Genomic DNA, 24,793 nt, shown 5'->3' with positions numbered 1-24,793 from the left:
CGGACCCCGAAAAAATCTCCCCCGGAAGTCCGGATGCCGCGTCAGGGTCGTACTACTCAAGTCTGAGATGAAGACCATTCGTCGCGGTGATCACAGCTCCGGGGACGCCCGCGAAGATAGGTACCATGGCTCAAACCGCCCCCCCAGCAGCCCGCGGACACGAGGCCCCCGAGCCTGGACGAGACGAGCGGCGACCGGCGACCGCGGCGATGCGGCGCCGAGTGCCGGCCGCGCCTCCGGTGTGGCGTGAGCTTCTCATGGTCGCCTTCTTCTACACCGCTTATACGCTGACGCGCATCATCCTGGTTCAGGACGGCACCGGCCCCGCGTTCGAGCACGCCGACCAGATCCTCGCCGCCGAGCGCGCCCTGGGGCTGGACATCGAGCTGTACCTCAACGGGACCCTGCTGAGCGTGCCGTGGCTGGCGCGCGCGGCGAACGTCTTCTACGCGACGATGCACTTCGTCGTGACGCTCGGCGTCGTCGTCTGGCTGTACCGGTACCGGGCGGAGCACTACCGGTGGCTCCGCACATCGATCATGGTGGCGACCGGGGTGGCGCTGCTCGGTTTCTGGCTGTACCCGCTGGCGCCGCCGAGGTTCCTGCACAGCGAGGGCTTCGTCGACCCGGTGATCGCGCTGCACTCGCTCGGGCTGTACGCGAGCGACGCGTCCGCGACCCTCACCAACCAGTACGCCGCGATGCCGTCGATGCACGCCGGGTGGGCGCTGTGGTGCGGGGTGGTCGTGGTCAGGCTGGCCTCGCAGACGTGGGCCAAGGTCCTCGGCGTCCTGTACCCCGCCACGACCGTCCTGGTGATCCTCGCCACCGCCAACCACTACGTCCTGGACGCGGTGGCCGGCTTCGCGCTGGTCGGCGGCGCGCTGTGGATGTCGCGGGTGCTCTACACGCGGTGCCCGGCGCCGCTGCTCCTCGCGCGCGCCCGCGTCGTGCACCGGCTCGCGCAGCGCGGCACGGGCCGGCCGCCGGCCGCCTCCCCCGCCAGGTGCGCCGGCCGCACCTGACCGCCGGGCAGTACGCGGGGACGCGCGGCACGCGGGAAGGGGTCACTCCGCCCCGTAGAAGACGCGGTCCACGACCGCGCGGGCGCGGCGGGCATGCCGGCGGTGGTCCTCCAGGAGGTCCCCCGTCCCCGGGTAGCCGAGGATGGTGGAGACGGCGCTGCGCTCCCGGTGGTGGTCGGTGGGCAGCAGGTCGGACGCGCGGCCCCGCACCAGCATGATCGCGCCGCGGATGCGCGTCGCCAGGCACCACGCCTCTTCGAGGACGCGGGCGTCCTCGGCGTTCAGCAGGCGGGCCTGGACCGCCGCGTCCAGCGCGTCGAGCGTGCGGGTGGTGCGCAGCGCGGGGACCGCGTGCGCGTGCTGGAGCTGGAGCAGCTGCGCGACCCACTCGACGTCGGCGAGGCCGCCCGGACCGAGCTTGGTGTGCAGCCGGCGGTCGACGCCGCGCGGCAGCCGCTCGGCCTCCATCCGGGCCTTCAGCCGCCGGATCTGCCGGACGGCGTCGTCGCCGATGCCGCCCTCCGGCCAGCGGACCGGGTCGATCAGCGCGCGGAACCGGTCGCGCAGCCCCGCGTCGCCGATCAGCGGGTCGGCGCGCAGCAGCGCCTGCGCCTCCCACGGCTCCGACCAGCGGGCGTAGTACGCGGCGTAGGACGCCAGCGTGCGGACCAGCGGCCCCTGCCGGCCCTCCGGGCGCAGGTCCGGGTCGATCTCCAGCGGCGGGTCGGGGGCGGGCAGCGCGAGCAGGCGGCGCAGCTCCTCGGCGACGGCGTGCGCGGCGCGCCCGGCGGCCCGCTCGTCCGCGCCGGGCAGCGGCTCGTGGACGAACATCACGTCGGCGTCGCTGCCGTAGCCGAGCTCGTGCCCGCCGAACCGGCCCATCGCGACGACGGCCATCCGGGTCGGCAGCGGCTCCCGGGACTCCGTCTCGATCTTGTGGACGGCGGCGCGCAGCGCGGCCTCGACGGTGACGGTGGCGATGCCGGTGAGGGCGTCCCCCACCGTCCGCACGTCGGTCATGCCGAGCAGGTCGCCGACCGCGACGCGGAACAGCTCCCGGCGCCGCAGCCCCCGCACGACCTGGACGGCCTCCTCCGCCGAGGACGTGTCCTCCGCGTACCGGCGGACCGCGGCGAGCCCCTCCGAGCGGAGGGCCTCGAAGGGGCGCGGCGCCAGGTCGGCGTCGCTGCCGAGCATCGCGACCGCCTCCGGGGCGCGCAGCAGCAGGTCGGTGGCGTAGCGGCTGCAGCCGAGCACCCAGGCCATCCGCTCGGCGACGGTCACCTCGTCGCGCAGCAGCCGCAGGTACCAGGGGGTGGTGCCGAGCGCGTCGCTGACCTGCCGGAAGCCGAGCAGCCCCGCGTCGGGGTCGGGCGCGTCGGCGAACCAGCCGAGCATCACCGGCAGCAGCGTCCGCTGGATCGCGGCGCGCCGCGACACCCCGGCCGTCAGCGCCTCGATGTGCCGCAGCGCCCCGGCCGGGTCGGCGTACCCGAGCGCCTCCAGCCGGGTGCGGGCCGCCTCCGGGGTGAGGCGCGCCTCCTCCCCGGGCAGCCGCGCCACCGCGCGCAGCAGCGGCCGGTAGAACAGCTTCTCGTGGATGCGGCGGACCTCGCGGGCGTGCCGCCGCCACAGCGCGGTGAACTCCCCGACCGGGTCGGTGCGCAGGCCGAGGGCGCGGCCGAGGCGGCGCAGGCCGTCCGCGTCGTCCGGGACGAGATGGGTGCGGCGCAGCCGGTGCAGCTGGACGAGGTGCTCCACCCGCCGCAGGAACCGGTACGCCGAGGCCAGCGCCGCGGCGTCGTCGCGCCCGACGTACCCGCCCCGGGACAGGTCGGCGAGGGCGTCCAGGGTGGTGGGGCTGCGGAGCGTCTCGTCGGCGCGGCCGTGCACGAGCTGGAGCAGCTGCACGGCGAACTCCACGTCCCGCAGCCCGCCCGGCCCGAGCTTGAGCTGGCGTTCGGAGTCGGCGGTGCGGCGGCCCAGGTCGGCCTCGACGCGGCGCCGCATCGCCTGGACGTCCTCGACGAAGCTCTCCCCTTCGGCGGCCTTCCACACCATCGGGATGATGGTGTCCATGTAGCGGGCGCCGAGGTCGGCGTCGCCTGCGACGGGACGGGCCTTCAGCAGGGCCTGGAACTCCCACGTCTTGGCCCAGCGCTCGTAGTAGGCGCGGTGGCTGGCGAGGGTCCGCACCAGCGGGCCGGCCTTGCCCTCGGGGCGCAGCGCGGGGTCCACCTCCCACAGCGCGCCCTCCTCGGTGCTGGCCGAGCAGGCCCGCATCATCGCCGCCGCCAGCCGGGTCGCGGTGCGCAGCGCGGCGTCGCCGAGCTCGTCCCCGCCGTCGCCGGCCGCGGCCACGAAGATCACGTCGACGTCGCTGACGTAGTTCAGCTCGCGGCCGCCGGTCTTGCCCATGCCGATGACGGCGAGCCGGCACGCGTCGTGCCCGGGGACCTCGGCGCGGGCGACCGCGAGGCCCGCCTCCAGCGCGGCGGCGGCGAGGTCGGCCAGCTCCGCGGCGACCTCGGGGACGTCGGCCACGCCGATCAGGTCGCGGCCGGCCAGCGCGAGGAGCCGCCTGCGGTACGCGACGCGCAGCGCGACGAGGGTCTCGGGACCGCAGCCGGACGCCACCGGGTCCGCCGCGGCCGGGTCGGCTCCGACGGCGGCCAGCAGGTCGCCGCGCGGCGGCCCGGCCGGTGCCGGGCGGCCGTCGCGCAGGACCTTCCAGTGGCCCGGGTGCCGGGCCAGGTGGTCGCCGAGGGCGGCGCTCACCCCGAGGACGGCGGTGAGCCGCTCCCGCGTGCCGGGCTCCTTCGCGAGGGCCTCCCGCAGCTCCGCGCCGGCGCCCTGCCCGTCGGCGGCGGCGAGGAGGCGCAGCAGCCCGGCGAGCGCGAGGTCCGGGTCGGCGGTGCCGCCGAGGGCGTCCAGCAGGTCGCCGCCGAGGGGGCCGCGGCCGTCGATCACCACGCCGTCGCGCTCCGCCTCGCGCAGGAGCCGCTCGGCGTGCGCGGCCTCGGTGAAGCCGAGCCTCGCCAGGCGCCCGGCGAGGGAGGGACGGCGGTCGGAGGTCCAGGACTCGGTCACGGGGTCCACCGTAATCCGAAGCGGGGCCGTCGAGCGGGGCTCGTCGTCCATTGAACGGCGGCGGGGGGCCGGCGGGCGGTCAGAGGACGGCCAGCAGGCGCTTCCGCTCGAACTCGGTCACCTGGCGCCGGTAGTCCTCCCACTCCTGGCGCTTGTTGCGCAGGAAGAAGTCGAACACGTGCTCGCCGAGGATGTCGGCGACGAGCTCGCTGCGCTCCATCGCGTGGATGGCGTCGTCCAGGTCCTGCGGGAGGGGCTCGATGCCGAGGGCGCGCCGCTCGGCGACGGTGAGCGCCCACACGTCGTCCTCCGCGCCCGCCGGGAGTTCGTAGCCCTCCTCGATGCCCTTGAGCCCGGCACCGAGGATCGCGGCGAACGCCAGGTACGGGTTCGCGGCGGTGTCCAGCGACCGGAACTCGATGCGGGTCGAGTGGCCCTTGTGCGGCTTGTACATCGGGACGCGGACGAGCGCCGACCGGTTGTTGTGCCCCCAGCAGATGTAGGACGGGGCCTCTCCCCCGGCGCCGGCGGCGGACCCGACGTTGCCCCACAGCCGCTTGTAGGAGTTCACCCACTGGTTGCAGACCGCGGTGATCTCCGCGGAGTGGCGCAGCAGCCCCGCTATGAAGGCCCGCCCGACCTTGGACAGCTTGAACTCGGCGCCCGGCTCGTAGAAGGCGTTGCGGTCGCCCTCGAACAGCGACATGTGGGTGTGCATGCCGGAGCCCGGGTGCTCGGTGAACGGCTTCGGCATGAACGAGGCGTGCACGCCCTGCTCCAGCGCGACCTCCTTCATCACCAGCCGGAACGTCATGATGTTGTCGGCGGTGGTGAGCGCGTCGGCGTACCTGAGGTCGATCTCCTGCTGGCCGGGGGCGCCCTCGTGGTGGCTGTACTCCACCGAGATGCCCATCGACTCCAGCATCATGATCGCGTTGCGGCGGAAGTCGTGCGCGGCGCTGTGCGGGGTGTGGTCGAAGTAGCCGCCCGCGTCGGCCGGCTCGGGCTCGCGGCCGTCCTCCGGCTTGTCGCTGAGGAGGAAGAACTCGATCTCGGGGTGCGTGTAGAACGTGAACCCGAGGTCGGCGGCCCGCGCGAGCGCCCGCTTGAGGACGTAGCGGGGGTCGGCGAAGCTCGGCGTCCCGTCCGGCATGAGGATGTCGCAGAACATGCGGCCGACGCCGGGCGACTCCGACCGCCACGGCAGCACCTGGAACGTCGACGGGTCCGGCTTGGCGATCATGTCGGCCTCGTACACCCGCGCGAAGCCCTCGATCGCCGATCCGTCGAAGCCGATGCCCTCCGCGAAGGCGCCCTCCAGCTCCGCCGGGGCGACGGCCACCGACTTGAGGAACCCGAGCACGTCGGTGAACCACAGCCGGATGAAGCGGATGTCGCGCTCCTCCAGGGTGCGGAGCACGAACTCCTGCTGACGGTCCAATGCCTTCTCCCTCGGTACTGCCTGCCGTACTGCCCTGCCGATGGCCGCGCGGCGGGCGCGTGCCGGCCGATCGCCGGTCCGGCCACACCCGCAGTATGCCCCGCCGCTGTTACCGCGACGTTACGCGTCCCGCTGCGCTGCACGGAACATATCCGACTCCGCCGCCGTCCCGTCCCGGCGCGGCGGTTTTCCGGGGCGTGATCATCCCCGTCCGGCGGTTTCCCGAAAATTGACGTGGCGGACAAGCGGCCCGGACCAAATGATCATTAGCGTGAGCAGGGTCGTGGACATCTCTCTTCTCTTCTCGATGAGCGACCGGGTGCCCGCGCTGGCGACACCGTCGGCCATGCACCCGGAGTCGTGGCAGCTGCGCGCGCAGGTGGAGGCCTGGGCACGCGGCCGCGGGCTGGTGCTCGGCGATCCGGACACCTCGCCGCTCGGCCGGGCCCGCTGCGAGCGGCTCGCCGCGCGGGTCTTCCCCGCCGCCGACCCGGCCGCGGTGGACCTGTTCGCCCGCTGGCTCACCTGGACGCTCGCGCTCGACGACACGATGGACCACCCCCCGCTCGCCGACAGCGGCAGCGCCGTCCACGCCCTGTACGACGACCTCATGCGCGCGATGCGGCGCGGCCACGCCCGGCCCGGGTCCCGGCCGCTGGAGGGCGCGCTGGTCGAGCTGTGGCAGCTGACGTCCAAGAGCATGAGCCGCGACTGGCGCCGCCGGTTCATGCTGCACCTGGAGGCGCACCGCGACGGCTGCGCGAAGGAGTCGGTCAACCGCCGCATCAGGCACGTGCCGACCGACGCGGAGTACGCGCCGCTGCGCCGCCGCGCGTGCGGGCCGTTCCTGTACGACCTCATCGAACCCGTCCTCGGCGTCGAGCTCCCGGCGCGGCTGCTGCGGACCCCGCGCTGGAAGACGCTCGCGGACGGCGTCGCGGACGTCGTGGCCTGGTCCAACGACCTCGCGTCGCACGACCTGGAGGCGGCGCGCGGCGACGCGCACGACCTGCCCGCCGTCCTCGCGTTCGCGCAGGGGCTCAACGCCGAGCAGGCCGCCGCCGCGGTCGCGGAGCGGATCGCGGACCGGCTGGAGGAGGCGTGGACGGCGGCGCGCAAGCTGCCCGAGATGCTCGACCGGCTGGAGCTCACCGTCGCGCAGCGCTCCGCCGCCGCCCAGGTCGTGAAGGCCCTGTTGAACACGCCGCGCGCCCACCTGGACTGGCTGGCCGAGTCGGGCCGCTACGCGCCCACGGCGGACCCCGCACCGCTGCGCCTGGACGCCCTGGCCTCCCTCCGGTGATCATTCAACGGCCACGGCCGCCGGAAATGCACTTTTCGTCACTATGACGAAGCAAGATCGAGAGATTTATCCTGGGGACGTGGCTCAACTACGGATCGCGCTCGCGCAGGTGAACTCGGCCGTCGGCGACCTCGACGGCAACGCCGACAAGATCGTCGACTGGGTCCGGCGCGCCGCCGAGGCGGACGCGCACCTGGTCGCCTTCCCCGAGATGATGCTGACCGGCTACCCGGTGGAGGACCTCGCGCTGCGCGCGTCCTTCGTCGAGGCGTCCCGGCGCGCCCTGGAGCGGCTCGCCCGCCGGCTCGCCGACGAGGGCCTCGGCGACCTCCCCGTCGTCACCGGGTACCTCGACCGCCGCCCGGTCGAGCTCGTCCGGCCCGGCCAGCCCGCCGGGGCGCCGCTCGACGGCGCCGCGTGGCTGCACGGCGGCGAGGTCCTGGTCCGGTCGGCGAAGCACCACCTGCCCAACTACGGGGTGTTCGACGAGTACCGGATCTTCGTGCGGGGCGACCGGCTGCCCGTCGTCCGCGTCCACGGCGTCGACGTCGCGACCGTCGTCTGCGAGGACCTCTGGCAGGACGGCGGACCCGTCGGCGTCACCGGCGCCTCCGGGGCCGGGCTGCTCCTCGCCGTCAACGCCTCCCCGTACGAGCGCGACAAGGACGACGTCCGCCTCGACCTGTGCGCCCGCCGCGCCCGCGAGGCCGGCTGCGCGCTCGCCTACGTCAACCTGGTCGGCGGCCAGGACGAGCTGGTCTTCGACGGCGACTCCGTCATCGTCGGCGCCGACGGCACCCTGCTCGCCCGCGCCCCCCGGTTCGTCGAGCACCTGCTCATCGCCGACCTCGCGCTCCCCGCCGCCGGCGCCGAGCCGCCGCGCGGCCCCGTGGACGCGCAGGACGGCACCGCCATCACCATCGACCGGCACGTCGTGTCGCCCGACCCGCTGCCCGCCTACCCGGTGGCCCCGCAGAGCGTCGCCGAGCCGCTGGAGGACCTCGCCGAGGTGTACGCGGCGCTCGTCCTCGGCACCCGCGACTACGCCCGCAAGAACGGGTTCCGCTCGGTCGTCCTCGGCCTGTCCGGCGGCATCGACTCGGCCCTCGTCGCCACCATCGCGTCCGACGCCGTCGGCCCCGAGAACGTGCACGCGATCCTGCTGCCGAGCCGCTACTCCTCCGAGGGGTCCGTCGTCGACGCCGAGGAGCTCGTGAAGCGGCAGGGCGTCAACTCCCGCATCGTGCCCATCGCGGGCATGGTCGAGGCGTTCGAGGAGCAGCTCGACCTGACCGGCGTCGCCGCCGAGAACCTCCAGGCCCGCATCCGCGCCAACGTCTGGATGGGCCTGTCGAACGAGCACGGGCACCTCGTGCTCACCGGCGGCAACAAGAGCGAGCTCGCCACCGGCTACTCCACCCTGTACGGCGACTCCGCGGGCGGCTTCGCCCCCATCAAGGACGTCTTCAAGCTCACCGTCTGGGAACTCGCCCGCTGGCGCAACGCCCGGAACGCCTCCGGCCTGCCGTTCCTGCACCCCTTCGCGGAGGAGCCCATCCCCGAGGCGATCATCGAGAAGGAGCCGTCCGCCGAACTGCGGCCCGGCCAGCGCGACCGCGACAGCCTGCCCCCGTACGACGAGCTGGACCCCCTCCTGTCCGACTACGTCGAACGCGACATGGGCCGAGAGGCCCTGATCACCGCCGGCCACGACCCGGCCCTGGTGGACCGCGTCATCCGCCTGGTCGACATAGCCGAGTACAAACGCCGCCAGTATCCCCCCGGCCCCAAGATCACCCCCAAGAACTTCGGCCGAGACCGCCGCCTCCCAATAACAAACCGCTGGCGCGAACGCGGCTAGCCCTGTTGGCCCAGGGGCAACCCCCTGGAACCCCCTCACGCGCGGGGTGATCCTGCAGGGCAGGGTGCCTCTTACTCCCTGTGGTGGTTCTCGCCGGGCCAGGTTTCGCCTGGCCAGCCGGAGACCTGTTCTGAGGCGTCGGGGTCCATGCCGGGGACTATCTGCTCGCACCAGACGACCTTGCCGGCGGCGGTGCGGCGGGTGCCCCAGCGGTGGGCGAGCTGGCTGACGACGAGGAGGCCGCGGCCGTTCTCGTCGTCGTCCTCGGCGCGGCGCAGGCGGGGCAGCGCGGCGGAGCGGTCCAGGACCTCGCAGACGAGGGTGCGCTCCAGCAGGAGGCGCAGCTCGATCGGGCCGGGCGCGTAGCGGAGCGCGTTGGTGATCAGCTCGGACGCGAGGAGCTCGGTGGTGTACTCCAGCTCCTCCAGGCCCCAGTCCGCCAGCCGGGTGCGGACGAGGCCGCGGGCGCGGCGGACGGCGGCCGGGTCGGCGGGCAGCGTCCAGGAGGCGCAGCGGTCCTCGGGGAGGCGGCGCAGGCGGGCGATCAGGACGGCGATGTCGTCGCGGTGCTGGTCGGCGTACACGCCGGCGAGGGTGGCCTTGGCGAGGTCCTCCATGGGGCGGTCGCCGGCGTCCGGGCCGAAGATCCGCTGGAGGCGGGCGAGGCCGTCGTCGATGTCGCGGCCGCGGTTCTCGACGAGGCCGTCGGTGTAGATGACGAAGAGGCTGCCGTCCTCGACGGTGAACTCGCGGCTCTCGATGGCGGCGCCGCCGGCGACGCCGAGCGGCGGGGCCGGCGGGACCCGCAGGTACTCGCCGGCGCTGCCCGGGCCGGACAGCAGCGGCGGCAGGTGCCCGGCGGAGGCGATCTCGATGGTGCCGGTCGTCGCGTCGTACACCGCGTACACGCAGGTGGCGAAGTGCGGTTCCTGCTCGCCCAGCTCGATCATCAGCTCGTGCATGACGTGCAGCGCGTCGGCGGGCGGCAGTTCCAGGTTGGCCAGGGTGTGCAGCGCGGTGCGGAGCCGGCCCATCGTGACGGCGGCGCGGACCCCGTGGCCGGCGACGTCGCCGACGATGAGGGCGACGCGGGCGCCGGGCAGCGCGATCGACTCGTACCAGTCGCCGCCGACCTCGACGAGCTTGCTGCCGGGCAGGTAGCGGTGCCGGACCTCGACCGAGGACGGCGCCGACAGCCGGTTCGGCAGCAGGCTGCGCTGGAGGGCGAGCGCGGTGGCGCGCTCGCGGCTGAACAGCCGGGCGTTGTCGATGACGATCGCGGCGCGGGCGGCGAACTCCATGCCGATCTCGACGTCGTAGGCGTCGAACTTGCGGAACCCGGGGACGCGGGTGCAGGCGATGAACCCGAGCAGGGTGTCGCGGGCGATCATCGGCAGCAGCACCATCGACACGTCCGACAGCAGCTCGCCCGCGGGGCCGCGCCGCCACAGCCGGGCGATCTCGGCCGCGGCGTCCACGCCGACGTGCGGGAGGTGGACGGGCCGGGCCGTCTCCATGACCTGCCGGTACGGGGTGCCCTCGGGGAACACGAGGACCTCGCCGACGGGGAACGTGGCGGGCCACGCCGGGTTGCCGTCGTCGGAGGTCACGGCGATGCGGCGCAGCACGGCCGAGCCGGACTCGGTGTGCACCTCGTCGGCGGCGACCAGGCTCTCCAGCACCAGCACCGAGGCGGCGTTGCAGAAGTGCGGGACGACGACGTCGACGAGGCCGCGGGCGGACTGGTCGAGGTCGAGGGACGCGCCGAACCGGGTGACCTGGTCGTCCATCAGCGCGCGGCGCATGAGGGCCGGGTCCTGGTAGCGCTCGCTGGGCGGCAGCGCGACCCGCACGTACAGCAGGACGGCGGGCGCCGCGCCGGTGGCGCCGCCGACCATCGGCTGCGCGGTCACGACCGCGTCGGCGGACGTGCCGTCGCCGCGCAGCACCGTCATCACGCCGTTGCGCTCGTGCCCGACGTCGTTGGTCTCCAGCAGGGTCTCGAGGTCGGCTTTGGCCTCCTCCCCCACCAGGTCGGTGGCGGGGCGGCCGATGAGCTCCTCGGCGGCGCGGCCGAGGACGGCCCGCGCGTTGGGGCCGCACTGGACGATCCGCCGGGAACCGTCGATGCCCAGGACGAGGGTCCGGGACGCGGAATCGGTGGCGGGCGCATCGCCACGCGGCGCCATCACTGATCTCACCTGACGCGCTCCAGACAGCCGGTCGTCTACGCAATACCCAGCGACAGTATGGGGCATGACCCCGTTTCGATGGGAGAAGATCACGCTTACCAGGCTGAAAAGCCTTCGGCTTTTTCGCCGAATCACTCCATCGGGCGTCCGATTCCCCGCAGGAGGGCCTCGACGACGGCTTCGGCGTAGCCGTCCGGGACCGCCTCCCGCGGCCGCCGCGGCGTGAGCGAGCCGACCAGCATCGACATCGCCACCTCGACGTCGAGGTCGGCCCGCAGCTCCCCGGTCTCGACGCCGCGCCGCAGCACGTCGCGGACGATCGCGCGCCGCGGCTCGATGATGTCCTTCTGGTAGCGCGCGTACAGCTCGGGGTACTTCTCCGCGCTGCCGACGACGTTCCAGAAGCACCGCAGGTGCCTGCGCCCCCGCTCGGCGGTCAGCGCGCGGGCGATCTCGGTGAGGTCCTCCCGGGCCGACCGCCCGGACAGCTCGGGCAGCGGGGCCTTCGCCGCCGCGAGCGCGTCCACGATCAGCGCCTCCTTGCCGGACCAGCGGCGGTAGATGGTGGTCTTGCCGACGCCGGCCCGCGCGGCGACCGCCTCCACGGACACGCCCGCCACGCCGGACTCCCGGGCGAGCAGGTCGAGGGTCGCCTCGAGGATCGCCCGGTCGGCCCGCTCGCTGCGGGGCCGTCCCGGTGCCCGGCCGGTGGCCGTCGTCTCGCCCATGGCGTCAGACCCCCGCCCCCTCCCGCCGGCGCGGCGGCTCGTCCGCGGCGGCGGCCGGCCCGGGACCGGCGGCGGCGCGCCCCGGCATCCACCTGAGGACGACCATGGCGGCGGCGAACGCGATGACGGCGGCGGCCGAGGCGGCGAGGTGCATCGCGTGCACGAACGCGGCGTTGGCGGGTTCGAGGAGGTCCTGGCCGGCGGCGCCCAGCCGCGCGGCGACGGCGTGCGCCCCCTCGATGGACTCCGCGGCGGCCGCCCGCTCGCCGGGCGGCAGCGCGCCGAGGCCGGCGCCGAGGTCGCGGCGGTAGACGGAGGCGACGATCGAGCCGAGCACGGCGACGCCCATCGCGACCGCGACCTGGCGGGCGACGTTGTTGAGCGCCGATCCGGCGCCCGCCTTCTCGCGGGGCAGCGCGGACATGACCGACTCGGTCGCGGCCGGCATCACGTGCGCCATCCCGACCCCCTGCACGAAGAAGATCACGCACAGGAACCACATCGGGGTGCCGGTGTCGAGGAGCTGGTAGCCGGCCAGCCCGGCGGCGACCAGCAGCAGCCCGGACGTGCAGACGGCCTTGGCGCCGAAGCGGCGGACCATGGCCGCGCTGCGCGGCGAGAAGACGAGCTGGGCGACCGCGAACGGCACGACCATCGCGCCCGCCTCCATCGGCGACAGCCCCCGCACCGACTGCATGTAGAAGTTCGAGAAGAACAGCACGCCGGACGCGGCGAAGAAGCACAGCGCGATGGCGGCGACGGCGGCCGACAGCCGCGGGTCGCGGAACAGCCGGACGTCGAACGCCGGGGAGTCGCTGCGCGCCTCGTGCCACACGAACAGCGCGAGGACGGCGATGCCCGCGAAGACCGGGCCGAGCACCGAGGGCGCCGCCCAGTCCCCCGTCTCGCCGCCGCGGATGATGCCGTACGACAGGGAGACCAGGCCGATGACCGACAGCACGACGCCGGCCGGGTCGAGCCGGCCGGGCTCGGGGTTGCGCGACTCGGGGACGAGGAACACCATCAGCGCGATCGCGACGCTGATGACCGGCACGTTGATCAGGAAGACCGAGCCCCACCAGAAGTGCGCGAGCAGCAGGCCGCCGGTGAGCGGCCCGATGGCGACGGCGAGGCCGACCGCGCCCGCCCAGATGCCGATGGCGCGGCCCCGCTCGTGCGGCTCGAAGACGTTGGTGATGATCGACAGCGTCTGCGGCATGACCGCGGCGCCGCCGAGGCCCATCAGGGCGCGGGCGTAGATGAGCTGGTCCGGGGACTGCGCGTAGGCCGACAGCAGCGAGGCGACCGCGAACACCGCGAGGCCGCCGATCAGCACCCGCTTGCGGCCGATCCGGTCGCCGACGACGCCGAACGTGAACAGCAGGCCGGCGAAGACCAGCGTGTAGGAGTTGATCGACCATTCGAGCTCGCTCTGCGTCGCGCCGAGGCCCTGGTGCGGGTCCGCGATGGTCTTCAGGGCGACGTTGAGGATGGTGTTGTCGAGCACCACCACGAGCAGGCTCATGGTCAGCACGCCGAGGATGGCCCACCTGCGGCGCTGGATCGTGGGGGAGTCCATGACGATACGCAACGGTACCGTTTCGGAATTCATTCCCGAGAATCCGGGAATGACGGGGGCTACCCGAATCGTTTTCGAAGTGGCACGATCGGTTCCGTCTGGGTACGCCACCGTGGCGCCTCAAGACCGGAGGTTCTCGCATGTCTTCATCTGCCGCACCCTCAGCACAGCAGCCCGCCGCGCTCTACGGCGGCACGGGCGGGCGGAGGGTCACCGTACGCGACATCGCCGCCGCCAAGGAGCGGCGCGAGAAGTGGCCGATGCTCACCGCCTACGACGCGCTCACCGCGCGGATCTTCGACGAGGCCGGCATCCCCGTGCTGCTCGTCGGCGACTCCGCCGCGATGGTGGTGTACGGCTACGACTCGACCATCCCGGTGACCGTGGACGACCTCGTCCCGCTGACCGCGGCCGTCGTCCGCGGCTCCAAGCGCGCCATGGTCGTCGCCGACCTGCCGTTCGGCTCCTACCAGACCGGCGTGCCCGAGGCGCTGACGGCCGCCACCCGGTTCCTCAAGGAGACCGGCGCGCACGCCGTCAAGCTGGAGGGCGGCCGCCGGATCCTGCCGCAGGTCGAGGCGATGGTCGCCGCCGGCATCCCGGTGATGGGCCACCTCGGCCTCACCCCCCAGTCGGTGAACGTCTTCGGCGGCTACCGGGTGCAGGGGCGCGGGCAGGACGGCGACGAGCTGATGGCCGACGCCAAGGCCCTCGAAGCGGCCGGGGCGTTCTCCGTCGTCCTCGAATGCGTCCCGGAGGACCTCGCGGCCCGCGTCACCTCGTCGCTGTCGATCCCGACGATCGGCATCGGCGGCGGCAACCAGACCGACGCCCAGGTCCTCGTCTGGCAGGACATGGCCGGGCTCACCCCGCGGACCGCGAAGTTCGTCAAGAAGTTCGCCGACATGAACTCCCTGCTCAGCGACGCCGCGCGCAGCTACGCGGAAGAGGTCGTGAACGGCACCTACCCGGCGCCGGAGCACTCCTACCACTAGGCCCCGCGCGAACGACGAAGAGGGCCGGACCCGTCGCGGGTCCGGCCCTCTGCTCGTGCCGCGAGGCCGCCGTCACGTGGCGGCGGGGTCGGCGGACGCCTCCGCCTGCCGCTTCGACCGGACGACGATCAGCCGGTCGCCGGCCATGAGCATCCCGCACCCGGCGTGGTCGAACGGCAGCAGCAGGCCGTTCCGCACCACCGCGAGCACCGGCTCGGGCACCGCGGCGAGCGATCCGCCGACCTCCTCCGGGCGGATGTCGCGCTCGGCCAGGTCGAGGCCGCTGCCCTGGTCGAGGAGGTCCTCGATGACCTGGCCGACGTTGGGCTGGCTGGTGGTCACCCCGAGCAGCCGCCCGGCCGACTCCGAGGACGTGACCACGTGGTCGGCGCCGGACTGCCGCAGCAGCGGGACGTTCTCCGACTCGCGGACCGACGCCTGGATCCCGGCGTGCGGGTTGAGCTGCCGCGCCGTGAGCGTCACCAGGACGGCGGTGTCGTCGCGGGCGCTGGCGACCACGACCTCCCGCGCCCGGTGGACCGCCGCCTGCCGGAGCACCGAGCTGCGGGTGGCGTCCCCGACGACGCCGGCGAACCCGGCCTCCGCCGCCTCGGCGACGACGCGGGGATCGGGGTCCACGACGACGATCGACTCGCGGCTCACGCCGGTGCTGAGCAGCGTCTTGATGGCGCTGCGGCCCTTGGTGCCGTAGCCGGCCACCACGATGTGGTCGCGCACGCGTGTCCTCCAGCGGGCCTTGCGCCAGTCGTCCCGGGTCCGTTCCGCCAGCACTTCGAGGGTGGTGCCGACGAGGACGATGAGGAACAGTACCCGCACCGGCGTGATGAAGACGATGTTGACCAGCCGGGCGGCGTCGCCGACCGGCGTGATGTCGCCGTAGCCGGTCGTGGAGATCGTCACCGAGGCGTAGTAGAAGGCGTCGAGCAGCGACACCGTCCCGTCGGCGCCGTCGCGGTAGCCGCCGCGGTCGGCGTACACGGCGGCCACCACGGCCAGGAGCAGCACCAGGGCCAGCACGACCCGCTTGGCGACCGCGCGCAGCGGCGCCGTCCGCGCCGTCGGCAGCAGGACGAGCGGGCGCCGCACCGCTTCCGGATCGTTCACGATCGGCACCGTACCGGCCGCAGCGGCCGGCCGGGGATCAGACGTCGGTGATGCGCAGCCCGGCGTGCGCCTTGTAGCGGCGGTTCATCGAGATGAGGTTGGCGGTGAACGCCTCGACCTGGTGGGCGTTGTGCAGCCTGCCGCCGTAGACGCCGCGCATGCCGGGGATCCTGCCGGCGAGGGCCTGGACGAGGTCGGTCGCCTCCCGGTCGTTGCCGAGGACCAGGACGTCCAGCTCCATCTCGTCGACCTCGGGGTCCAGCAGCAGCTTCGCCGACACGTGGTGGAAGGCGGCGACGACCCGGCTGCCGGCCAGCACCGCGGCGGCCTGCTCGGCGGCGCTGCCCTCCTCGACGGGCAGCGCGAAGGCGCCCTTGCCCTTCTCGAACCCGAGCGGGTTCACGCAGTCCACGACGATCTTGCCCTCGAGCTCGGTGCGCAGCGACTCCAGCGTGGCCTTGTGGCCGTCCCACGGCACCGCGATGATCACGACGTCGGACTCCCCCGCGGCGACCGCGTTCTCCGCGCCGGACACCGGCAGGTCCGCGCCGAGGTCCTCGGCGGCCTCGCGGGCGCGCTCGGCCTTGCGCGAGCCGATCGTCACCCGGTGCCCGGCGAGCGCGAACCGGCGCGCGAGCCCCTTGCCCTGGTCGCCGGTGCCGCCGAGGATGCCGATCGACAGGCCGCTCGCGTCCGGGAGGTCGTAGGGCGTCTTCTGCTGCTGCTCAGTCATGCGGCCGAGTCTGCCAGGCGGCGCCGCGGCCGCCGCGCCCCGGGTTCCCACATCGCTGAACCGCCCCGTCCGGGACCGCCGGTTGCGGCACCATGGACCGCGTGGACGCCGAGCAGATCACGATGTTGCGCGAGGTGCTGTCGGCCACGGGCTGGCTGGAGCGGACGCAGGAGTTCGGGCGCGCGCTGCGGGTCACGTCGCGGACCCCGGGCGGGCTGCTGCTGGTCGGGACGCCCGGCGGCGACCCGTGGCACCTGGCGGCCCACCTCGACGACGAGAGCCGCCTCGGCGGCGTCCCCGGCCTGGCCCCCACGCTGGTGCGGTGGCGGCCGCCGGCGGACGCGCCGCCGCATCTGCGGGTCGGGCTGGAGCGGCTCGAAGCGGCCCGGCGCGGCGAGACGCTGTTCGTGGTCGCCGAGGACGACGCGCCCGTCCCGCTGCTGGAGCGGGTGGACGACGCGCGCCGCACCGGCGCGACAGTCCTCGCCCTGGAGGGCGGCGACCGGGAGCTGCGCGGCCTCGCCCACGAGGCGCTGACCGTCCCGCCGCGGGAGGCCCTCCTCTCCTTCGACGGCGCCCAGCACCTCGTCAGCGCGGCCGCGGGGCAGGAGCCCGCGAAGAGCCCCCGCGGGCTCCGCCGCCGCCTGGCGAAGTTCCTCGACACGGTCGCCGGGCCCGCGGTCGATTGACCCGTGGTCGACTAGCCCGTGGTCGACTAGCCCGTGGTCGACTAGCCCGTGGTCGATCGACTAAGGGGGCTCAGTCGTCGCCGTTGTCGCGGCGCCACGCCTCGTTCCGCTCGCGCGCCAGGTCGAGGGCGCCCGCCGCCGCGCTCTCGGACTCGTACGGGCCCATCCGGTCCTTGTCCGGGCATCCGGGGCCGTGCTCGACCTTCATGTGCTTCAGGCAGAACCACCAGTCACCGCCGTCACCGGCCATCGGCGCTCCTTTCGCTCGTGCGCTCGGCACGGGATTCGTTGCCGCGATCCCGCTGACTACACTCCATCACTATGACGACCCAGCTACTCCGGCCCGGCCGCGTTTCGCCCATGCGCAAGGTCCCGTCGAGCATTCCTCGTCCGGAGTACGTGGGGAAGAAGCGCCCGAAGACCGGGGAGCCCGACGTCAAGACGCCCGAGATCATCGAGCGGATGCGAGTGGCGGGGAAGATCGCCGCGCAGGCACTGGAGGAGGTCGGGAAGAACGTCCGCCCGGGCATCACGACCGACGAGCTCGACGCCATCGGGCACGAGTTCCTGCTCGACCACGGCGCCTACCCGTCCACGCTCGGCTACCGCGGCTTCCCCAAGTCGCTGTGCACCTCGATCAACGAGGTGATCTGCCACGGCATCCCGGACGACACCGTCCTGTGCGACGGCGACATCATCAACATCGACATCACCGCGTTCATCGACGGCGTCCACGGCGACACCGACGCGACGTTCCTGTGCGGCGACGTCGACGAGGAGTCGCGGCTGCTGGTGGAGCGCACCCGGGAGGCGGCCATGCGCGGCATCCGCGCGGTCAAGCCGGGCCGGGCGCTGAACGTGATCGGGCGGGTCATCGAGTCCTACGCCAAGCGGTTCGGGTACGGGGTCGTGCGCGACTTCACCGGCCACGGAATCGGCACGACGTTCCACTCCGGGCTGGTCGTCCCCCACTACGACGACCCGTCCGCCACCACGATCATCGAGCCGGGCATGACGTTCACGGTCGAGCCGATGCTGACGCTCGGCACCCACGACTACGACATCTGGAAGGACGGCTGGACCGTCGTCACCAAGGACCGCAAGCGCACGGCGCAGTTCGAGCACACGCTGCTGGTGACCGAAGACGGCCACGAAATCCTCACCCTGCCGTGACAGTGCCCTTGATCTAGAGTCCGATTCGCCCCCCATCCCGGCCGGGAGACTCTCTAGAGATGAACGCCCCAGCGCCGTACGAGCCGCGGGTTCCGTCCGACAGCATGCCCCCGGGCCGCGCGGCGCTGAGCGTCACCTGGGCCGCGCTGCCGTTCCTGACCCTGGGCTACGCCACGCCGTTCACGTTCGCGGCGGCGGCGCTGTGGCGGCGCAGCGTGCATTTGATGGTGTCGACGGCCGCCTACGTCGGCGTCTTCGCGCTGATGCTGTACCTGCTGCCCGGGATCGGCGAGGACGACGGCACCGAGCGCACCGTCGGCGTCCTGCTGTTCCTCCTCGCGGTGGTGGGCTGCGCGCACGCGTTCATCATCCGCCGCCGCGTGTTCGACCCGCACGGGCTGTCGGCCGTCGACAACGAGGCCGTGGTGGAGCGCGTGAAGCGGCAGCGGCTGCTGCGGGACAAGGCCCGCGAGCTCGCCGCGGCGGACCCCGGCCTCGCCAAGGAACTGCGGATCGGCCGCCCCGACCTGCCGCGCCAGTACAACGACGGCGGCCTGGTCGACGTGAACCACGCGCCGGCGGAGGCGCTGACCCTGCTGCCCGGCATCACCCCGGAGTTCGCGCGGACGATCGAGCGGGTGCGGGCCGAGGCGGGCGGCTTCATGTCCGCCGAGGAGCTGTCCGCGGTGGCGGGCCTGCCCCCCGCCCTGACCGCCGACGTCGCCGACTACGCCGTCTTCATCCGGTGATCCCGGGTACGAACCGGGCGTGACCCCGAAGAAGCGGAAGAAGGACGCCGGCCCCCTGGCGGAGTACCGCGGGAAGCGCGACGCGGAGCGGACCCCCGAACCCGTGCCCGGCGGCGACGCGGTGCCGCGCGGGGACGACGACACGTTCGTCGTCCAGGAGCACCACGCGCGGAGCCTGCACTGGGACCTGCGCCTCGAACGCGACGGGGTGCTCGTGTCGTGGGCCGTGCCGAAGGGCCTGCCGTGGAGCCCGGACACCGACCACCTCGCCGTGCACACCGAGGACCATCCGCTGGAGTACGCGACGTTCGAGGGCGAGATCCCGCGCGGCGAGTACGGCGCCGGAAAGATGATCATCTGGGACCGGGGGACGTACGAGACGGAGAAGTGGTCCGAGCGCGAGGTGAAGGTCGTCATCCACGGCTCGCGGGTGTCGGGCCGGTACGTGCTGTTCCGGACGCGCGGCAAGAACTGGATGATCCACCGGATGGACCCGCCTGCGGACCCGGACGCCGAGCCGCTGCCGGAGTCGCTGCTCCCCATGCGCCCGGAATCCAGGGCCCGGCTGCCCCGCGACCAGGACGCGTGGGGCTTCGAGTTCGCGTGGGGCGGCCGGCGCATGCCCGCCTACGTCGAGGGCGGCCGGACCCGGTTCACCGACGACCGGGGCCGCGCCGTGGACGGCCCCGGCGGGCTGGGCTCACGCCTCGGCGCCTCCTTGGGCGCCCGGCCCGCCCTGCTGGACGGCGAGCTCGCCACGGTCGGCGGGCGCGAGATCTACATGGTCTACGACGTCCTCCACCTGGACGGCCGCCCCCTGCTCGACACCCCCTACCGAGACCGCCGGGAGGCCCTGGACGACCTCGGCCTGTCGGGCCCGGTGTGGCAGACCGCGCCGTGGTTCCCCGGCGACGGCGACGCCGTCCGCGAGGCGGCGGAGGAGCAGGGACTGCCCGGGATCGTCGCCAAGCGGCTGGACTCCCCGTACGAGCCGGGCGAGGAGTCCGGCGCCTGGCGGTTCCTCCCGTCCCGGTAGCCCGGCAGCCCCGCGCCCGCAAGGGAACCGGGACGCCCTCCGCCGCATCTGACGGACATGGCACCCGGTTCGGCGCGCCGCCGCCGAAAACGATCAGCAGCGGATTAGAGTCCCGCTGACTCCGGGCCGCGGGCGCACGGGAAGGCGGGGGTAACGGCACATGATGGGCAAGACGCACGCCCTGAGCGGCGCGCTGGTGTGGCTGGCGGCCGTCCCGGTGATCGCGCAGGAGCGGCTGCTCGGCGAGTACGCGGTGGCCCTGTCCACCGAGCAGGTCGCGGCGGGCGCCGTGGTGTGCGCGGGCGCGGCGATCCTGCCCGACATCGACCACCACAACGGGCGGATCGCCAACACGTTCGGGCCCATCACCCAGGTCATGTGCAAGTGGGTCGGGAAGCTCTCGGGCGGGCACCGGCAGGCGACCCACTCGATCCTGTTCGCCGTCGCGATGGGCTTCGCGATGGACTTCCTCGCCACCCACTACGTCTACGCGTGGTGGGCCTGCCTCTTCATGATCGTCGGCCTCGGCCTGCGCGGCATCGGCCTTGACTTCGAGGGCAAGGAGCCGCAGTCGGCGCTGGCCGACTGCGCGCTCGCCCTCATCGCCGTCTGGCTCATGCACAAGATCGATATGAGCTTCGTGGGCTTCGCGGTCGCGCTCGGCTGCCTCGCGCACGTGGCCGGCGACTGCCTGACACCGCGCGGCTGCCCGGTCCTCTGGCCGCTCCCCTGGCGGACGGTCGTCCCGATCGTCCCGAAGACCGACGGCAAGGTGGAGCGCTGGGTGATCATGCCCGTGCTCACCGTCGGCATCGCCGTCCTCGCCGTCCGCTCGGTGCTCGGCGACGCCACCGCCCAGTGGCTCACCCGCGGCTGATCAGGGCAGCAGGTCGGCGAAGTCGTCGCAGCCCAGGACCGCATGGCCGGCCCCGCCCGGCTCCCAGGCCGACCACAGGTGGGCGCGCTCGACGCCCGGGACGGCCTGCGCGGTGCACGCGATCTGGCCCATCGCCAGCCGCGACCAGCGCTCCGGGCGCCGCCGGTCGGCCGGCCGGACGACCACGGCGGGGCGCCGGGCGGCCGGGTTGTTCGCTTCGAGGACCACGTACGCGTCGAGCGGCCGGCGGACCTCGGTGCGCAGTCCCATCGCACGCTCCGGCCCGGTCGGCGGCACGGCCAGCTGCTGCACGGCCAGGCTCGGCAGTCCGGGCAGGCCGGGCCTCGCCACCGGCACCAGCCGCCCGTCCCGCACCAGGTAGACGGTGATCGTCGCGGGGGCCGCCCCCGCGGCCGGCGGCTCCCCCGCGCCGACGATCCCCGTCGGCCGGATCCCGCAGCCGGCCAGGGCTGCGCCGGCGGCCAAGGCCAGCAGTGCCCGCACCGCCGGGCGCGGCCGTCTCACACCCGCTCCCCTTCCGCGCCGCCGGGCAGCCACAGCGTGAAGGCCGCCCCGCCCTCCGGCCGGTCGGCCGCCTCCAGCGTTCCCCCGTGCAGCACGGCGTTCTCCTTGGCGATCGACAGTCCGAGGCCGCTGCCCTCGCTGCGCGACCGCGCCGCCTCCGCCTTGACGAACCGGTCGAAGACCACGTCCGCGAGGTCGCCGGGCAGGCCGGGGCCGCGGTCGGCGACCACGAGCCGGAGGCCGCGGGCGGCTCCCCGCTCCTGCGCGCCGAAGCGCAGCGAGACGGGTGGGCGCCCGTGCGTGAAGGCGTTACCGACCAGGTTGGCGACGATGACGTCGAACCGCCGCGGGTCCAGCCGGACGCACAGGTCCGCCGGGCCCGCCACCTCCAGCCGGTCCCGCCAGCCGCGCGCCTCCAGCGTCGCCGCGACCGCCTCGGCCACATTCACGTCGTCGAGGACGAGCGTGGCGGCGCCCGCGTCGAACCGGCTGATGTCGATCAGGTGCTCGATGAGGCGCCCGAGCCGCCGGGTCTCGGCCGCGACCAGGCGGATCACGTCGCCGTCGCCGCCCGGCCCCGCCCCCTCCGCAAGTACGCCGGTCGCGGCGATCATCGAGGTCAGCGGGGTGCGCAGCTCATGGGACACGTCGGCCACGAACCGGCGGGACGCGGTCTCCATGGCGCGCAGCTCGGTCACCGTCCGCTCCAGCGCCTGCGCGGTGCCGTTGAAGGTGCGGGCCAGGTCGGCCAGCTCGTCGCGGCCCCGCACGTCCACCCGCGTCTGCAGCTCACCCTCGCCGAGGGCGCGGGCGGCGGCGCCGAGCCGGCGCACCGGGCCCAGCACGCCCCGGGTGGCCAGCAGTGCCAGGGCGACCGCCGCCGCCAGCGCGGCGACGCCGGCGATCACGAGCGCGCGGGTGAACAGCCGCAGGTCCGCGGCCTCCCGGCTCAGGCTCGCGGACACGAACACCATCGGCGGGGTGGTCCGCCACGGCTCGTCCCGCGACGTGCGGTAGCCGGTGGCGCGGGCGCCGACCAGCAGGTAGGGCGCGCCGTCCCGGACGATGCGCTGGTAAACCACACCGCGCATCGCGCTCCGCGCGAACTCCCGGCTGACCGGCACGTCCAGGGCGCCTCGCGGCGGGACGGAGACCCCGCCGTCCCGCCGCATCGGCACGGCGACCGCCCTGCGCCCCGGCGCGGACAGCGCCTCCTCCAGCGCGGCCTGCACCTGCGGCTGCGCGTCGGGCGGCAGCTCGGCCGGGATCTGCTGGGCGAGGGCGCCGCGAACGTCGTTCAGCACCGCGTCCTGCGCGCGGTGCAGCACGGCCCGCCGCAGCAGCAGGTACGAGATGCCGGACGCCAGCACCGCCGCCAGCAGCGCCACCGCGGTGAACGCCGCCGCCAGCCGCATCCGCAGCCCGGTGAACCGCCGGATCGCGAGCCCCGTCACGGCGCGGTGAACCGGTAGCCGAAACCGCGTACGGTCTCGATCAGCCGCGGTTCGGCGGGATCGTCCTCGATCTTGGCCCGGACGCGCTGGACGCAGGCGTCCACGAGCCGGGAGTCGCCGGGGTGGTGCTCCCAGACCTCCGCGAGCAGGTGCCTGCGGGTCAGGGCCTGGCCGGGCCTGCGGGTCAGCTCCAGCAGCAGGCGCAGCTCGGTCGGGGTGAGGCGCACGTCCGTCCCGGCCTTGGTGACCCTGAGGGACGACCGGTCGACGACGAGCTCGCCGTACACGGACCGGTCGGCGCGGGCGTGCCCGGTGCGGCGCAGCACGGCGCGGATGCGGGCGTCCAGGACGCGGGGCTCGACGGGCTTGACCACGTAGTCGTCGGCGCCCGCCTCCAGTCCGAGGACGATGTCGAGGTCGTCGCCGCGGGCGGTCAGCAGGATCACCGGCAGGGCGGCGCCGCCGCGGGCGTCGTCGCGGCGGATGCGGCGGCACACCTCGATTCCGTCGATGCCGGGCAGCATCACGTCCAGGAGCGCGATCTCGGGGGGCCGCGACCGCAGCGCCTGCAGCCCCTCCTCACCGGTGGCGCGGGACGTCACGCCGTGCCCCTGGCGGGTCAGCGCCAGCTCCAGCGCGGTCCGCGCCGAGGGGTCGTCCTCAATGAACAGAATGCTCGCCACCCAGGCATTATCGAGCACGAACGATCTTCATCGCGTTATGTCACGAGATCCGGACATGACCCGGACGAGCTCATGACACCCCGCCGGAACGGTGGGCCTCATGACGCTCTCGATCGTTCCGGGGTCCCGCGGCTCGGTGCCGCCCGTCCCGCCCGCCGCCCCGGATTCCGTCCGGCGGCGCGTCCCGCCGACCGCGCTGTCATGGGCGCTCGCGGCCGGCATGGCGGCCCAGGTCGCCGTCCGGCTGTGGCTCGCCAGGGCGCGGACGGCGCCGGTCGCGAACCCGGACGAGACCGGCTACCTCGTCGCTGCCCGGTGGCTCGCCGGCGGGCCCGGCGCCGACCTGTCCGGGAACACCTTCTACCAGGGCGGGTATCCGCTCCTGCTGATCCCGGTCCACTGGTTCTCGGACGATCCGGTGACGGTCTACGTGGCCGTCCTGGTGCTCAACGCGGTGGCCGGCGCGGCGCTGTTCCCGCTCGGGTACGCGGCGGCGCGGCGGCTCGGGCTCGGCGGCCGCGCGGCACTGCCGCTGTCGTTCGCCGCGGCGCTGCTGCCGGCCACGACGTTCTTCGGCGCCTTCGCGCTCGCGGACGCCGTCCTGCCGGCGGTCGTCCTGGCCTGGCTGCTCGCCCTCGACCGGTTCGTTCGGAGCGGCCGGGCCTTGGACGCGGCCCTGGCGAGCCTGATCGCGTCCTACGCGGCGGCGGTCCACACACGCGGGACCGTCCTGCTCGCGGTGCACGTCCTCGCCCTGGCCGCGATCGCACGCCGGCGGCTCCGCGCGGTCCTGGCCGGCGGCGCCGTCGCCATCGCCGGCCACCTCGCCGGGACGGCGCTGAACGCGCACATTCGGGACGGGCTGTACCCGGAGGGCGTCCGGGATCTCGCGGGCATCCTCGGCGAGCGGCTCACCACGCTCGCCGGGCAGCAGTGGGCGCTCGGCGGGGCCGCCGGGCAGATCTGGTACCTGGTCGTCTCCACCTGGGGCCTGGCGGGGATCGGCCTCGTCGCCGTGGCGGCGGCACCGGCGCGCAGGCGGACGGCCGCCGCGGACAGAACCATGGCGGCCGTCCTCCTCGCCGCGACCTGCGGCATCGCCTACGCCTCCTCCGCCGCGCTGCCCGATGAGCACCGGGTGGGCAACTTCGCCTACGGCCGCTACCTGGCGTGCCTGGCCCTGGTCTACGCGCTGATCGGGGCGGCGGCGCTCGTCCGGTCCCGGGCACTCGCGGCGGTACGGCTGACGGTGGCGGGCGTCTTCCTGTCGGCCGGCGCGGGGCTCTGGGTCGGCGGCCACGCGGGCGAGCGGCTCCGCACCCACGCGTTCATCGCGTTCGACTTCCCCGAGACCACGTTCCTCACCGGCGACCGCACCGCGCTGAACCTGGCGGAGGCCACGCTCGCCGCGAGCGCCCTCCTCTGCGGACTGCTCGCGCTGTCCCGCCTGGGCCGCCGCGGCCCGCCGGCCATGGCCGTCGCGCTGGCCGGGACCAGCCTCGCTGCCCTGGCGTTCGCCATGGGTCCGTCCCCGG

21 protein-coding genes are annotated in these 24,793 nt (G+C 74.1%); 10 read left to right on the top strand and 11 right to left on the bottom strand.

The annotated features are described in order from the left end of the window. Positions 1-257 precede the first annotated feature (257 nt). Positions 258-1,025, top strand: coding sequence for a phosphatase PAP2 family protein (locus E1200_RS06550; protein ID WP_243708379.1), 768 nt, complete (start codon positions 258-260; stop codon positions 1,023-1,025). A gap of 42 nt (positions 1,026-1,067) precedes the next feature. Here the strand turns inward: E1200_RS06550 and E1200_RS06545 are convergent, their stop codons facing one another. Together E1200_RS06545 and glnA are read right to left on the bottom strand one after the other, a co-directional pair. Beyond that, the gene (locus tag E1200_RS06545; protein ID WP_243708378.1) at positions 1,068-4,115 is read right to left on the bottom strand and encodes a bifunctional [glutamine synthetase] adenylyltransferase/[glutamine synthetase]-adenylyl-L-tyrosine phosphorylase; all 3,048 of its coding nucleotides are present in this window, start codon (positions 4,113-4,115) and stop codon (positions 1,068-1,070) included. 79 nt (positions 4,116-4,194) lie between these two features. Then, positions 4,195-5,556: a type I glutamate--ammonia ligase gene (gene glnA / locus E1200_RS06540; protein WP_131950889.1), complete on the bottom strand. Its 1,362-nt coding sequence runs from the start codon at positions 5,554-5,556 to the stop codon at positions 4,195-4,197. Positions 5,557-5,827: 271 nt separating this feature from the next. Here glnA and E1200_RS06535 point away from each other — a divergent pair, with 271 nt between their 5' ends. Together E1200_RS06535 and E1200_RS06530 are read left to right on the top strand one after the other, a co-directional pair. After that, positions 5,828-6,859, top strand: a complete 1,032-nt coding sequence (locus tag E1200_RS06535) for a terpene synthase family protein (protein ID WP_243708377.1) — start codon at positions 5,828-5,830, stop codon at positions 6,857-6,859. Positions 6,860-6,938: 79 nt separating this feature from the next. Then, on the top strand, positions 6,939-8,720 hold the full coding sequence (locus tag E1200_RS06530; protein ID WP_131950888.1) for an NAD+ synthase: 1,782 nt from the start codon (positions 6,939-6,941) through the stop codon (positions 8,718-8,720). 71 nt (positions 8,721-8,791) lie between these two features. Here the strand turns inward: E1200_RS06530 and E1200_RS06525 are convergent, their stop codons facing one another. From E1200_RS06525 to E1200_RS06515, 3 genes are all read right to left on the bottom strand, one after another. Continuing rightward, positions 8,792-10,909 carry a SpoIIE family protein phosphatase gene (locus E1200_RS06525; protein ID WP_131950887.1) on the bottom strand — a complete coding sequence of 706 codons (2,118 nt, stop codon included), beginning with the start codon at positions 10,907-10,909 and terminating at the stop codon, positions 8,792-8,794. A gap of 134 nt (positions 10,910-11,043) precedes the next feature. Further along, a complete protein-coding gene (locus E1200_RS06520) occupies positions 11,044-11,640 on the bottom strand; it encodes a TetR/AcrR family transcriptional regulator (protein ID WP_131950886.1) in 597 nt (198 codons plus the stop codon). A gap of 4 nt (positions 11,641-11,644) precedes the next feature. Next, the gene (locus tag E1200_RS06515; RefSeq protein ID WP_131950885.1) at positions 11,645-13,219 is read right to left on the bottom strand and encodes an MFS transporter; all 1,575 of its coding nucleotides are present in this window, start codon (positions 13,217-13,219) and stop codon (positions 11,645-11,647) included. A 140-nt stretch (positions 13,220-13,359) separates the two neighbouring features. Here E1200_RS06515 and panB point away from each other — a divergent pair, with 140 nt between their 5' ends. Then, a complete protein-coding gene (gene panB, locus E1200_RS06510) occupies positions 13,360-14,214 on the top strand; it encodes a 3-methyl-2-oxobutanoate hydroxymethyltransferase (protein WP_131950884.1) in 855 nt (284 codons plus the stop codon). A 72-nt stretch (positions 14,215-14,286) separates the two neighbouring features. Here panB and E1200_RS06505 read toward each other — a convergent pair whose 3' ends face one another. Continuing rightward, positions 14,287-15,339, bottom strand: a complete 1,053-nt coding sequence (locus E1200_RS06505; RefSeq protein WP_207933211.1) for a potassium channel protein — start codon at positions 15,337-15,339, stop codon at positions 14,287-14,289. A gap of 37 nt (positions 15,340-15,376) precedes the next feature. Next, positions 15,377-16,072: an NADPH-dependent F420 reductase gene (npdG, locus tag E1200_RS06500; RefSeq protein WP_131950883.1), complete on the bottom strand. Its 696-nt coding sequence runs from the start codon at positions 16,070-16,072 to the stop codon at positions 15,377-15,379. Between the two features lie 92 nt (positions 16,073-16,164). Here npdG and E1200_RS06495 point away from each other — a divergent pair, with 92 nt between their 5' ends. Beyond that, the gene (locus tag E1200_RS06495) at positions 16,165-16,761 is read left to right on the top strand and encodes a hypothetical protein (protein ID WP_131950882.1); all 597 of its coding nucleotides are present in this window, start codon (positions 16,165-16,167) and stop codon (positions 16,759-16,761) included. Between the two features lie 70 nt (positions 16,762-16,831). On the opposite strand, the gene E1200_RS06490 is transcribed toward E1200_RS06495, so the two are convergent. Then, positions 16,832-17,011: a hypothetical protein gene (locus E1200_RS06490; RefSeq protein WP_131950881.1), complete on the bottom strand. Its 180-nt coding sequence runs from the start codon at positions 17,009-17,011 to the stop codon at positions 16,832-16,834. 71 nt (positions 17,012-17,082) lie between these two features. Between E1200_RS06490 and map the strand changes: the two genes are divergently transcribed. The 4 genes from map (at position 17,083) to E1200_RS06470 (ending at position 20,596) form a co-directional block, all read left to right on the top strand. Beyond that, positions 17,083-17,934 carry a type I methionyl aminopeptidase gene (map, locus tag E1200_RS06485; RefSeq protein ID WP_131950880.1) on the top strand — a complete coding sequence of 284 codons (852 nt, stop codon included), beginning with the start codon at positions 17,083-17,085 and terminating at the stop codon, positions 17,932-17,934. 59 nt (positions 17,935-17,993) lie between these two features. Further along, entirely contained in the window at positions 17,994-18,683 is a 690-nt protein-coding gene (locus tag E1200_RS06480) for a helix-hairpin-helix domain-containing protein (protein WP_131950879.1), read from the top strand. Positions 18,684-18,702: 19 nt separating this feature from the next. Next, positions 18,703-19,719 carry a DNA polymerase ligase N-terminal domain-containing protein gene (locus E1200_RS06475; protein ID WP_131950878.1) on the top strand — a complete coding sequence of 339 codons (1,017 nt, stop codon included), beginning with the start codon at positions 18,703-18,705 and terminating at the stop codon, positions 19,717-19,719. A gap of 160 nt (positions 19,720-19,879) precedes the next feature. Then, a complete protein-coding gene (locus tag E1200_RS06470; RefSeq protein WP_207933210.1) occupies positions 19,880-20,596 on the top strand; it encodes a metal-dependent hydrolase in 717 nt (238 codons plus the stop codon). Here the strand turns inward: E1200_RS06470 and E1200_RS06465 are convergent, their stop codons facing one another. The 3 genes from E1200_RS06465 to E1200_RS06455 are packed head-to-tail and all read right to left on the bottom strand — an operon-like array spanning position 20,597 to position 23,258. Then, positions 20,597-21,121 (bottom strand): hypothetical protein, encoded by a 525-nt coding sequence (locus tag E1200_RS06465; RefSeq protein ID WP_131950877.1) that lies wholly within the window; start codon positions 21,119-21,121, stop codon positions 20,597-20,599. Then, positions 21,118-22,575, bottom strand: a complete 1,458-nt coding sequence (locus E1200_RS06460) for an ATP-binding protein (protein ID WP_243708376.1) — start codon at positions 22,573-22,575, stop codon at positions 21,118-21,120. Before E1200_RS06460 ends, E1200_RS06465 begins: the two co-directional genes overlap by 4 nt. Then, positions 22,572-23,258 (bottom strand): response regulator transcription factor, encoded by a 687-nt coding sequence (locus E1200_RS06455; protein ID WP_131950876.1) that lies wholly within the window; start codon positions 23,256-23,258, stop codon positions 22,572-22,574. The genes E1200_RS06460 and E1200_RS06455 overlap by 4 nt, the downstream gene beginning before the upstream one ends. A 100-nt stretch (positions 23,259-23,358) precedes the next feature. Here E1200_RS06455 and E1200_RS06450 point away from each other — a divergent pair. Next, a partial coding sequence (locus tag E1200_RS06450; protein WP_131950875.1) for a hypothetical protein occupies positions 23,359-24,793 on the top strand: 1,435 nt, incomplete at its 3' end.

Origin of the sequence: Actinomadura sp. GC306 (assembly GCF_004348665.1) — a bacterium.
Taxonomy (GTDB): domain Bacteria; phylum Actinomycetota; class Actinomycetes; order Streptosporangiales; family Streptosporangiaceae; genus Spirillospora.
The sequence above is the reverse complement of the archived record's forward strand: the minus strand, read 5'-3'. Positions and strand labels throughout refer to the sequence as shown.

Coding starts and splice junctions, on each gene's coding strand:
- panB (WP_131950884.1), top strand. CDS start 13,360: ATGTCTTCATCTGCCGCACCCTCAGCACAGCAGCCCGCCGCGCTCTAC.
- E1200_RS06470 (WP_207933210.1), top strand. CDS start 19,880: ATGATGGGCAAGACGCACGCCCTGAGCGGCGCGCTGGTGTGGCTGGCG.
- map (WP_131950880.1), top strand. CDS start 17,083: ATGACGACCCAGCTACTCCGGCCCGGCCGCGTTTCGCCCATGCGCAAG.
- E1200_RS06550 (WP_243708379.1), top strand. CDS start 258: ATGGTCGCCTTCTTCTACACCGCTTATACGCTGACGCGCATCATCCTG.
- npdG (WP_131950883.1), bottom strand. CDS start 16,072: ATGACTGAGCAGCAGCAGAAGACGCCCTACGACCTCCCGGACGCGAGC.
- E1200_RS06495 (WP_131950882.1), top strand. CDS start 16,165: ATGGACCGCGTGGACGCCGAGCAGATCACGATGTTGCGCGAGGTGCTG.
- E1200_RS06525 (WP_131950887.1), bottom strand. CDS start 10,909: ATGGCGCCGCGTGGCGATGCGCCCGCCACCGATTCCGCGTCCCGGACC.
- E1200_RS06520 (WP_131950886.1), bottom strand. CDS start 11,640: ATGGGCGAGACGACGGCCACCGGCCGGGCACCGGGACGGCCCCGCAGC.
- E1200_RS06480 (WP_131950879.1), top strand. CDS start 17,994: ATGAACGCCCCAGCGCCGTACGAGCCGCGGGTTCCGTCCGACAGCATG.
- E1200_RS06490 (WP_131950881.1), bottom strand. CDS start 17,011: ATGGCCGGTGACGGCGGTGACTGGTGGTTCTGCCTGAAGCACATGAAG.
- E1200_RS06515 (WP_131950885.1), bottom strand. CDS start 13,219: ATGGACTCCCCCACGATCCAGCGCCGCAGGTGGGCCATCCTCGGCGTG.